The sequence below is a fragment of the Mariniflexile sp. genome, from assembly GCF_052728615.1.
This window is the reverse complement of sequence record NZ_JBFVFE010000090.1, coordinates 1-11,101: the sequence shown is the minus strand read 5'-3', so window position 1 is coordinate 11,101 and position 11,101 is coordinate 1. Positions and strand designations below refer to the sequence as shown.

Below are 11,101 nucleotides of genomic sequence, written 5' to 3'. Positions count from 1 at the left end.
TGTATTCCCGATTTATAACTCTCCTCCTTTTTTCAAGGAGGAGTGGATTCGGTTTCCCCGAAAAGGAAACCGAAGACGAGGTGGTTCAATTTGTTTAAGTATTTGTTTATTAGCCCTTCCGTCCTTCGGACATACCGAAAAATCGGTACACGCTCGTTCTTAAAAAAGTTAATGGACTAATTGAGAACAAAAAAAACGCCCACAAAATTTGCAGGCGTTATTTATTGTTTTTTAAGAATTTCTAATTAATAGGTCCACATATCCAATTCAAAATCCCTGATTTTTTCTTTAATCCTTTGGGATTCCAATAATTGCATTAAAGCATTTTCAGACATATACTCGGTAACTGCTCTATCGCCTTGAACATTTTCTTCTTTATAAATATAACCTTGAAAACGTCTTGCATTCAACAAATGGTCGTATGAAAATGGCATAGAACTGTTTTTGTTATTAAACGATTTGGCTTCGTGCAACACTTCTCTGGCATCTGGATAAAATACCCAGAACAATTCCACTAAATCAGGATTTTCAGAATCAATAAAGTTAACATCTGGAGCAACCGGAGCAATTCCCAATAATCTGTATTTCATTTCAGCTTGACGCTTATCAAAATACCAAAGTCCTTTAATATGATATTCTGCAATATCAGCTGCCGTAATATCCCTTCTGTTGATATATTCCGCAGATAATTGTTCACCGGCATTTAATTGCTCAACACCTAACTCGGTGGTGTCAATTTTAACCAATGAAGCTTCTATATCCTTTAAAGTACGTTTCGATTTAAAATAAGAATCATCATAAATATTTTTTATTCTGCCGTTTTTAACGCTTTTCATAAGCACATCGTACAAACAACGTCTATCACTACCAATATTATTGGTATCTATAGGATAGTACAGCGGAAAATTGGCGCGTTCATCCAAAATAACTTTTTCCCAGGTCATTTTAGAAAAAAGGATGTCTCTATCGTCCACATAACCATATTCCAATGGTTTATCGTTGTCAATTGCCCTTTGAGCATCTGTTCTAACGCCTATTTCTTGTGGGCTTTTTGCATTTAGTATATTAGCTTGTGCAAATACGCCCGATGCTGCAAAAACAGTTGTAACGGTTAATAAAAAACTTTTCAAATCCATGTGCTTATATTTATTGTTCTTCAATATTGGAATGTAACATCCATAAAATAATTCGTTATAATTCCGAACATTGGTTATGGATGTTCCATCTTATTTTTCATTTTATTATTAGGGAATAATCCCTATAAGCAATACAAATATTTTAGTTCGTAATCTCGATAATGATTGGAGATACTTTTTTAAGTATCACACTTACACCGCTAGCTTTAGCTTCAATATCGAATATTTGAACATCTTCTCCTCGTTTTGCTTTTAACAATGCCGATTTAGCTCTACCATCAAGCTTGTTACCATTTACCTCAATGGTTGGTTGCCCTGGCACTTTAAATTTAAACCCGGTTACATTTAATGGCAATTCGAAATCGAAATCATCAAATTTAGCGCCCACGGTTGAAATATCGAGCGCATTACGTTGCATTTTTACTGAGCCGTCTTCACCTCTAATGGTTCCTGTTGGTTTTGGTAAATCTTTAATTCTGAACGTAGCTCTATCGCCTACAGTTTGTCCATCAATTTTACCGGTAACGTTGATGGTAACTTCTCTACCTTGAATTCTAGTGGCATCCATAATATACTTACTTCCGCTCACCCTACTTAATCCTTCAGCAGATGCGTTTACATTGTTATCAGCAATACCTGCAAATGAAATAGTCATCGGGTTTTTAACTCCACGATACACCACGTTCATTTTATCGGCAGAAATAGTTGCTGCATTTGGTTTAGCAACTGTAGCAAATGATGATTTTACAGGTACCGCAGTTTCTTTACCATCTTCTAAAAAGAATAAATTCCCTTCTATTTTATGCTCTCCAACTCCGCCTGTTCCAACTTTCAACATTACTTTTCCACCATCTAAAGTGAAATCTTTATCTTGAGCAAGTTTTCTTCCGTCTAGAGTCAATTCAACTCTACTAGGTTTTGTAGATGCATCTGTACGGCCCAATACAATTTGACCATCAAATTGCTCACCGTTAAAATAAGCGGATTTTGATGTTTGCATTAAGGTTGTATAGTTGGTCATAGCTACTTGGCCAGTAAGCTCTCCTGCCAGCATTTTTGACAATGCTTCAGATTCAGTGGTTTTAATATCTGCCTGGATCTGTGTCATTTTGGTTAAGGAGGCTACTAGAGGAAAACCTTTATAATTATGGTCTAACCATTGTACAGTACCTGCTCCACGCTTTACGGGATCTGTGTTAAATTTTTCTTTTACATCTTTAACAACCGTCTCCATACCTTTTTCGCCGCCTAAAATTTTAATGACCCCTTCTCTAAAAGATGCCATTTGATCCATAAATTCTTGTCCAGCTGGTTTAAGCTTATCACCTTTAAAGAAATTCTCATCAAGGTAATCGCCTTTATCCATGATTTCATAATCGGTAGGATCATCAAGTTTTGCAACCATTTTAGTCTTTAAACCTTCTAAATAAGCGTCAAATTTATTTGCTAATGCATCAATTTGATCTGCTTTAGATTTTAAGGGTACAAATTTTTCTGGTTGATCGTTAGCTTTTTGTTCTAACCCTGTCATAAATGCTGTATTACGCATTGATGATGCTTGATTGGATTCTGTAAGCTTTTCGTTCATTAATCCGAATGCTGAAAGCACTTCTTTAGACATATTTAATGCGAGCATCGCTATAAATATTAAATACATCAGATTAATCATTTTCTGTCTGGGTGATAAATTTCCTCCTGCCATGTTAATTAGGTTTTTTGGTTAATTAAATTTGGGTATATTAACCCCTAATTAGTTTTTGTTCATAGCAGATAACATGCCACCATATACGCCATTTAATGAAGATAAGTTTGATGCTAACGATTTCATTTGCTCTTTTAATTGAGCCGCATTTTCAACAGACTCTTCATTAATGGTTGCTTGTTTGCTAATACTCTCCAATTGTACTTTGTATAAACTGTTTAAGGATTCCATTTGAGCTGCTGCCAATGATAGTTCCTCACCATATTTTTTAGATGCTTCGATAGAACTTGCGCTTGATGACATATTTTTTGCTGCACCTTCAAAGTTTTTAATACTATCTCCTAAACTTGCCATTAACTCGCCATCAATTTTAGCGTCCTTTAATAACTCGTCTAATTTTTTAGCCAATATACCTTGTGGGTTTTCTTTTTCTTTTGCACTTCCCATTCCACCAGCTAATTCTGGATACACTAACGACCAATCCAACTCATCGTCTACTGGTTCAAATGCTGAAAGCGCAAAAATGATTGCTTCTGTTACCAGACCAATGGTTAACATAACGTTACCTGTTAGAGGTCCTATTTCAAAGTGAATAATTTTGAATAATGCACCAACAATTACAATTGCTGCTCCTAATCCGTAAGCCATGTTCATGAACTTCTTACTTGCTTTTGACTTTGCCATAATTTTCGATTTTTAATTTAAGTAAATACTTAAGTAGGTTAATTAATAGGTTATTTATTATTGATTTGATTAAAATTTATTTGGTTTTATTTCTTTTTCCCCGTTACTTGTGTCCCCATGTAATCTTGAACGGTTCTAAAACCAATATAGCTTCTTGCAGAATCTGCATACTCATAATCCCGTGAGCTTACTTGTAAAAAATAGGCAACGTCTTTCCAAGAACCACCTCTTACAATTTTACGCTGGTTCTCATTATCGTTCACACTTGGATTTATTGTTGAAGTAAATTCATAAGACGACGGATCGTATGATGCATTTACCCATTCGGCTACGTTACCTGCCATGTTGTATAAATTATAATCATTTGGCTCGTAAGACTTAGCTTCTACGGTATACAATGCTTGGTCTGCCGCATAATCACCCCTTACAGGTTTAAAGTTTGCCATAAAACAGCCTCTATCACTTTTTGTATAAGGACCACCCCATGGATAGGTTGCAGCTTGCAGACCTCCACGAGCGGCATACTCCCACTCTGCTTCAGATGGTAATCTGAATGTATTTACCATGGCAGCGCCTTTTCTGGATTTTTGATAGGAGTTTTTCTTGATGGTTCTCCACTCACAAAATGCCTTTGCTTGTTTCCAAGTAACGCCTACCACTGGGTATTCGCTATAGGCATCGTGCCAAAAATAATCGTTGTGCATAGGCTCGTTGTAAGAATAAGCGAAATCCCTAATCCATACTGCGGTATCTGGATACACTTCTATTTCTTCTTTTACAATGGCATCTCTACGCTTAATACCTCTATTTCTAGCTGCTTCTTGGATATCCATATAGCTGTACTGGAATTTAAACTTCTTTGTATCCCATGTACGTTGTCCATTATATGAATCTTCCAGAGGCAAATACATGGTATCCATCACTTCTGTATAATATTCATCTGGATATTTGGCGGTATCAAAAATCAAATCGATTTTATGATTGATTTTTCTGCCTTCATAGCCTGTAGGCCCTAAACCGGTGTAGTTTTCGAACATATACTTTTCGTAAACGGACATGTTAGCGGTATCTGCATCTTTAAATGCATATTCCCCAATACCTCCATCTTCGGGCACTTTTCCAACCTCATCGGCCAAAATGGCCAACTTCATTCTAATAATGGAGTCTCTAACCCAATTAACAAATTCGCGGTACTCGCTATTTGTTATTTCTGTAGCATCCATGTAAAAGGCCCTAACAGTAACGGTTTTTGCAGGGGCATCCTGTACACCAGCTAAATCGTCATCTCCTTTACCCATTATAAATGCACCACCTGGAATGAGTTCCATTCCATAAGGTTTTTCTGGATGCCATTTTTTTCCTTTGACACCCACTAGTTCGCCCTTATCGTTAGAGCCACAACTAGCTAGCAATGTTAATACTGCGGTTAATAATATAAACTTCTTCATATCCATAGAAAACTCGAGGTTAATTATTTAAGCTTTAATTTGAGAGCGTAAACATATTTATATATTTTTTAAAAAACAACTTTTTATGAAAAAAATTTACGTTTCATCGTAAAAAAATAACATTTTACCGATGAAATAAACGTTTTAGCTATAAAATATTACTAAACGCAGTTTTTTTGAAATGCTTTGTACCACCTATCGGGCACCTTATTGTTGCACGCATCCTGATAATCTTGGTGCATGCATGGTAATAACGTATGTCTTTTCAATTTATTATTAATTTCTGTTAAAAAAGGGATTTCAATCCACCACCTGCCTGTTTTATTGCTTTTATAAAACACCAATTCTTGGGAGTCCACTAAAGTAATGAATTTTTGATAGCTTCTTTCATCTGAAAAATTATCATCTTTTACTCTAAAATTAACACCTTCAATAAAATACCAAAGCATTTGGGAAATGAGCATAGAGGTCATGTCATCATCCTTTGATGGTTTATATTCATAAATACCAAATGAACTCACCTTATTACTAATGCCGGCATAACGGGCAATGGCACAAATTTCCTTCCCATCCAATCCGTTTGGCGAAAATTTTTGGTTCAAACTTACCTCAGAGCCTTTAACCGCACTTAAATCGATACTTACAATATTGGCATCGCGCATAACGGGCTCTACCAAGGTGATGTCTTTTGAAACTGCTCCCAATCTATACGATTCAAAATAAAGGTTATCCATCAAATCTTTTTCTTCTTGGGAATTAAAATAGGTTTGATAGCCAATAGTGGCGTAATTAAAAAGGTTATACGGCTGATCTAAAATTATTTTACCTACGAAACTGTCGTTTTTAATGGGCTTGGTTGAATCGCCCAAATCGAACTTACCATCTACATTTACAATATTTACCATGGGCATAATGGTATCGTAGGCCCTGTAATTAGGATAGGTTAAATCTTGTGTTCCTCCTATTATAATAGGTATGATGTTTTTTTTGATTAAAATAGCAATGGTGGTTTTTAAGGCAAAATAGGTGTCTTCCACACTTTCTCCCTTATTAATGTCACCTAAATCGGCAATTACAACATTCCAGCTACCGGGGAACAGACTATAAAACGATTTTCGAATATCGTTTAATTGAAATTCTTCACCTATATAATTAACATCATTTCTATTTTCCAGTACTCCTAAAATGGCCATTTGGACACCATTTAAATCCGGAATTCCTTTTTGGGAAGAATGTACTCTTATTTTTCTGCCTAATGCTTGTAAAGAAAGTAACTCGTTATGAGCTAAAACAATATCTGATACAGGAGAGAGGAAATTAAAATTCATGAATGTGCAACGGGTTTACCTACTAACTTGATTTTCATTAAGGCTAAGGACAAATATCTTAAGAATTAACGACTTAACACATACCGTTTCCATAAAATAATCCACAAAAAACTCTAATTTATTAATTCTGTACACGTGTAATTATCAATAATTTAAAGCCTTAATAAAATTATTTTTTCTTTGACGGCGCTTTTTTCTTCGTGGTTTTTTTCTTTGGAGCTTTCGCTTCAATCAACGCTTTGGCTTCTTCCAAAGTCATTTTTGACACATCAATGGATTTATCAAGTTCCACCTTGGTTTTGCCTTTTAGCACATTGTGTCTTCCCCAACGCGCTTTTTCAACACGAATACCTTCATCTTCCCAATTGTGGATTACTTTATCGATGTCTTTTTGGATTTTTGTTTCAATCAACTCCACAATATCGGTATCCGATAAATTGTCCCAATCATATTTACTGTTCACATTAATGAACATATTGTTCCACTTTATAAAGGGTCCAAAACGTCCTTTCCCTTTTTGAACCGGCAGTTTTTTATACGTATAAATAGGTGCATCTGCCTCCTGCTTTTCTTTTATTAAAACAATGGCATCTTCAAGCTCTACACTTAAAGCATCAACGCCTTTTGGCAAGGAAACAAACGCATCGCCAAACTTAACATAAGGTCCGAAACGCCCGTTATTAACTTCAACTTCCTCACCTTTATAGGTGCCCAAATTTTTAGGAAGTTGGAACAGATCCATCGCCTCTTCATACGTAATGGAATTTAATTGTTGGTCTGGGCTTAAACTGGCGAATTGTGGTTTTTCCTCATCATCTGGAGTTCCTATTTGTACCATAGGCCCAAACTTCCCTAAACGCACACTTACTTGCTTTCCTGTTTTTGGGTCGGTTCCTAAAACACGTTCACCAGATTCCCGTTCGGCATTTTCCTGAACATTTTCAACTTGTGGATGAAAGTCTTTATAAAATTCCTTCATCATACTAGTCCAATCTACTTTACCTTCGGCGATGTTATCGAAATCCTCTTCAACTTTAGCGGTAAAATTATAATCCAATATATGCTCAAAATGATTCACTAAAAAGTCGGTTACAATCATTCCAATATCCGTCGGCACTAATTTTCCTTTATCAGAACCTACTTTTTCAGTCAGCAGTTTATCTTTTACAACCCCTTTTTTTAATGTAAGTTGGGAATAATGGCGTTCTACACCTTCAACAGCTCCTTTTTCAACATAATTTCTATTTTGAATGGTTGAAATGGTTGGTGCATAGGTTGACGGACGACCAATACCCAATTCTTCCAATTGCTTTACTAACGAAGCCTCAGTATATCTATATGGCGGACGCGTATAACGCTCTGTTGCTGTGATGTAATTATTTAATAAGGTCTCATTCGTTCTCATAGCCGGAAGCATGCCTTCTTGCTCCACATCTTCATCATCACTGCTTTCTAAATACACTTTTAAAAATCCATCAAACGTGATGACTTCTCCATTCGCGGTAAAATTTTCATGGTGGGTGGAAGCGGTTATCTTAATATTGGTACGTTCCAACTCTGCTTCACTCATTTGCGATGCAATGGCACGTTTCCAAATTAAATCGTATAAACGGGCTTGATCTCTATCAATATTTACCGAATGTGTTGCAAAATCGGTAGGCCGGATCGCCTCATGCGCTTCTTGGGCCCCTTTGGCTTTTCCTGTATAATTTCTTGGTTTGCTGTATTTTGAACCAAAAGCACTTTCAATTTCCGCTTTGGCGCCGTTTCGTGCTTCATCTGATAAATTCACACTATCGGTTCTCATATAGGTAATTAGTCCCGCTTCGTATAGGCGTTGTGCCATCGTCATGGTTTTACTCACAGAAAAATAGAGTTTACGTGACGCTTCTTGTTGTAATGTTGAAGTGGTAAAAGGAGCTGCCGGCGATTTTTTTGCTGGTTTTTTCTCTAAATCTGAAACCTTAAAGCTTGCATTTGCATTTTTCTCCAGGAATTTTTGTGCTTCTTCTTTAGTCGCAAAGTTTCGAGGTAACTTCGCTTTAAAGGTTTGTCCTGCTTCGTTTGAAAACTCTGCATCAATTCTATAAGATGCTTCCGCCGTAAAATTCTGGATTTCACGCTCGCGCTCCACAATCAATCGAACGGACACGGATTGCACACGTCCTGCCGATAACCCACCTTTTACTTTGCGCCACAATACGGGCGATAGTTCATACCCAACAATTCTATCCAATACACGACGCGCTTGTTGTGCATCCACCAAATCATAATCAATACCTCGTGGATTTTCAATCGCTTTTTGAATTGCGGTTTTAGTAATTTCATGAAATACGATACGTTTCGTTTTATTTTTATCCAACTTTAAAGTTTCCGCTAAATGCCATGCAATGGCTTCTCCCTCTCGATCCTCATCACTTGCCAACCAAACCATATCGGCATTTTTTGCTAAGTCTTTCAGTTTTTTTACAACCGTTTTTTTATCTTTTGAAACTTCGTATGTTGGTTTAAAATCACCTTCTACATTTACCCCTAACTCCTTTGAAGGCAGATCTGCAATATGCCCAAAGCTAGACTCTACCTTAAAATCCTTTCCTAAAAATTTCTCGATAGTCTTTGCCTTTGCAGGAGACTCCACAATTACTAAATTCTTCGCCATACTTGATTTTTTGAAGCTACAAATGTATATGAAAAAAAGTTTATCAGCCTAATTTTAGGGATTATCTGTGTTTTACTTAAATAAAAAAGCCCATGACTGTGATCCTTTTTTATTCTGGTATAGATTTTAAAAGTTCCTTCAGTTCTTTATCGGTCAAGTTTTCTTTATCTGACTTATCATAGATAGAAAGCAGATACACAGTAGTTTCAGAAATCACTATATTGGTAATTATCCTTGCTCCACCACTTTTACCTTTTCCTTTGGATTTTATGGTAAGACGTATTTTGTAACAGTTTTTACCAAGAGCTGTGCCTTGTTCAGGTTCAACTGCCAAAGTTTTCAATAAAGCTGAGAAATCATCTTTTAGAGAGAAATATTTTTTTGCCAGTTTTTTAAGTTCCTTTTTGAATTTAGGAACAGCAATAATATTATAGGGCATCCAACAACTCTTTAGCAGAAATACCCTTTAGCTTACCTTGTCTAATTAGTTTTAACTCCTCCACGGCGTCACGAATATTGCTCATCTGTCCTGCTTTTTCATCCGTAAGCGGTTTTACCTTTACAAAGTTTAAACTGCTTAACAGTTCCATCACAAACGAAACCTTGCTGTCTTTTATGTCTAATAGAACTTTCATAATGCTCCTTGTAATTTAAATTCGTCAATTAAAGATATAGACTAAATTTTTATCTGTATCTTTTCTTAAATATACAAATGTATATGAAAAAAAGTTTATCTGCCTAATTTTCGGGATTATCTGTATTTTCCTTAAATAAAAAAGCTCGCATTTTACAGTTAAAACACGGTCTTTTTTAATGAATTTACATTTTATCCGTAAGACATTCCATAACTTTCATTGACTTCTTTTTTATCAAAACCAACAGAATCTTTATATATAAAGTATAATGGTAAATACACAAAAGACAGTGTTATATAAACCCCAATACAGCACAATAACAAACCAATAAATCCAGCTAAAATAAATGAAACAAATAGCAACCCAAAAGTCAGCAACCATTTTTTATTACCTAGTCTAAATCCTGCCTTTACTATTTCAGAAGTTGATAATTCGGGGTTGAAAGCAAAAATAACATTCATTAAAGTAACCGGAACCATCACGTAAAAAACAGGAATCACACATAGTAACATTGCCAATATTGTAATTCCGAAAGTAGCTAGGGACAATTTAACAACTTTTCCTAAATACGGTTTTTTCAGATAGTGAAAATAATCATCCGCACCCATTTCCTCTAAATCCTTTAGTTTACAAATTCTATAAAATGACGCTTTCATGCCAAAATCAATCACTATGGCAAAAAACATAAATAAAATTCCAAATAAGCCTAAAGGGATAAAAATAAGCGGTTTAAAATCCTCCATATTCTGAATTGTTTCTGGATCAAACAAACCCATTGAAATCATTGGAATATACATTATAAGAGAAAACGGCAACATTAAAATCATAATCAGCAAACGTATAACCAATCCTTGCACCCATACTTTTTTAAATAACTCAATGGATTGGTTGAAAATAGTACCAAAATCCAAACTTTTGGCTTTGTCAATTTTTTCTAATAGTGCATCAATGGTATTCATTTTTATTTGTTTGGTTAATTTTAATTCTTCGAAATATAAAAGTAAACTAATTTTTATATTACACGTTTTAGTACCTGACAAAAATTTTAGATAGAAATATAAACCGCCCACATTTGGTGTTTTACGGCTTGTTCGTTACTCAGACCTCACAGATACTGTGTTAAAAACTGTGAGGTCTTGGTTATCCTGAAAATTACGAGTAGTTTACTTTGCAAAATTAATTTTGTCATGTACTTAGATTACACGTTAAAATTAATATTAAAACAAAAAAACCCTACTTAACGCAGGATTTTTTATCTTTTTATTCTATGCACAAAGTTATTTTAAGGGGAACGAACTTATAAGTTGCACACCATCCTGTACATAATTATATTGGTACAAAGTATTGCCCCCAATCATCAACAACTTGTCTTCCAAAGGAATAACATCTGTGAGGTCTTGGTTATCCTGAAAATTACGAGTAGTTTACTTTCCAAAATTAATTTTGTCATGTACTTAGATTACACGTTAAAATTAATATTAAAACAAAAAAACCCTACTTAACGCAGGA

9 protein-coding genes are annotated in these 11,101 nt (G+C 35.2%); all 9 read right to left on the bottom strand.

The features are described from left to right. Positions 1-245: 245 nt before the first annotated feature. The 9 genes from porN to ACU1LP_RS18555 all read right to left on the bottom strand — a co-directional run bounded on the left by porN (position 246) and on the right by ACU1LP_RS18555 (position 10,551). Positions 246-1,136: a type IX secretion system ring protein PorN/GldN gene (gene porN, locus ACU1LP_RS18595; protein ID WP_445737025.1), complete on the bottom strand. Its 891-nt coding sequence runs from the start codon at positions 1,134-1,136 to the stop codon at positions 246-248. Positions 1,137-1,278: 142 nt separating this feature from the next. Continuing rightward, positions 1,279-2,838: a type IX secretion system motor protein PorM/GldM gene (gene porM / locus ACU1LP_RS18590; RefSeq protein ID WP_445734557.1), complete on the bottom strand. Its 1,560-nt coding sequence runs from the start codon at positions 2,836-2,838 to the stop codon at positions 1,279-1,281. A gap of 48 nt (positions 2,839-2,886) precedes the next feature. Beyond that, positions 2,887-3,522 carry a type IX secretion system motor protein PorL/GldL gene (porL, locus tag ACU1LP_RS18585; RefSeq protein WP_445734558.1) on the bottom strand — a complete coding sequence of 212 codons (636 nt, stop codon included), beginning with the start codon at positions 3,520-3,522 and terminating at the stop codon, positions 2,887-2,889. An 86-nt stretch (positions 3,523-3,608) separates the two neighbouring features. Further along, positions 3,609-4,970, bottom strand: coding sequence for a type IX secretion system lipoprotein PorK/GldK (gene porK, locus ACU1LP_RS18580; protein WP_445734559.1), 1,362 nt, complete (start codon positions 4,968-4,970; stop codon positions 3,609-3,611). A 161-nt stretch (positions 4,971-5,131) separates the two neighbouring features. Then, entirely contained in the window at positions 5,132-6,298 is a 1,167-nt protein-coding gene (locus tag ACU1LP_RS18575; RefSeq protein ID WP_445732494.1) for a formimidoylglutamase, read from the bottom strand. Positions 6,299-6,467: 169 nt separating this feature from the next. Beyond that, positions 6,468-8,957 (bottom strand): type I DNA topoisomerase, encoded by a 2,490-nt coding sequence (gene topA, locus ACU1LP_RS18570; RefSeq protein WP_445737024.1) that lies wholly within the window; start codon positions 8,955-8,957, stop codon positions 6,468-6,470. 109 nt (positions 8,958-9,066) lie between these two features. Next, positions 9,067-9,396: a type II toxin-antitoxin system RelE/ParE family toxin gene (locus tag ACU1LP_RS18565; RefSeq protein ID WP_445737023.1), complete on the bottom strand. Its 330-nt coding sequence runs from the start codon at positions 9,394-9,396 to the stop codon at positions 9,067-9,069. Beyond that, complete coding sequence (locus ACU1LP_RS18560) at positions 9,386-9,592, bottom strand: hypothetical protein (RefSeq protein WP_445732491.1); 207 nt, start codon at positions 9,590-9,592, stop codon at positions 9,386-9,388. Before ACU1LP_RS18560 ends, ACU1LP_RS18565 begins: the two co-directional genes overlap by 11 nt. Before the next feature lie 191 nt (positions 9,593-9,783). Continuing rightward, a complete protein-coding gene (locus tag ACU1LP_RS18555; protein WP_445737022.1) occupies positions 9,784-10,551 on the bottom strand; it encodes a hypothetical protein in 768 nt (255 codons plus the stop codon). Positions 10,552-11,101 lie beyond the last annotated feature (550 nt).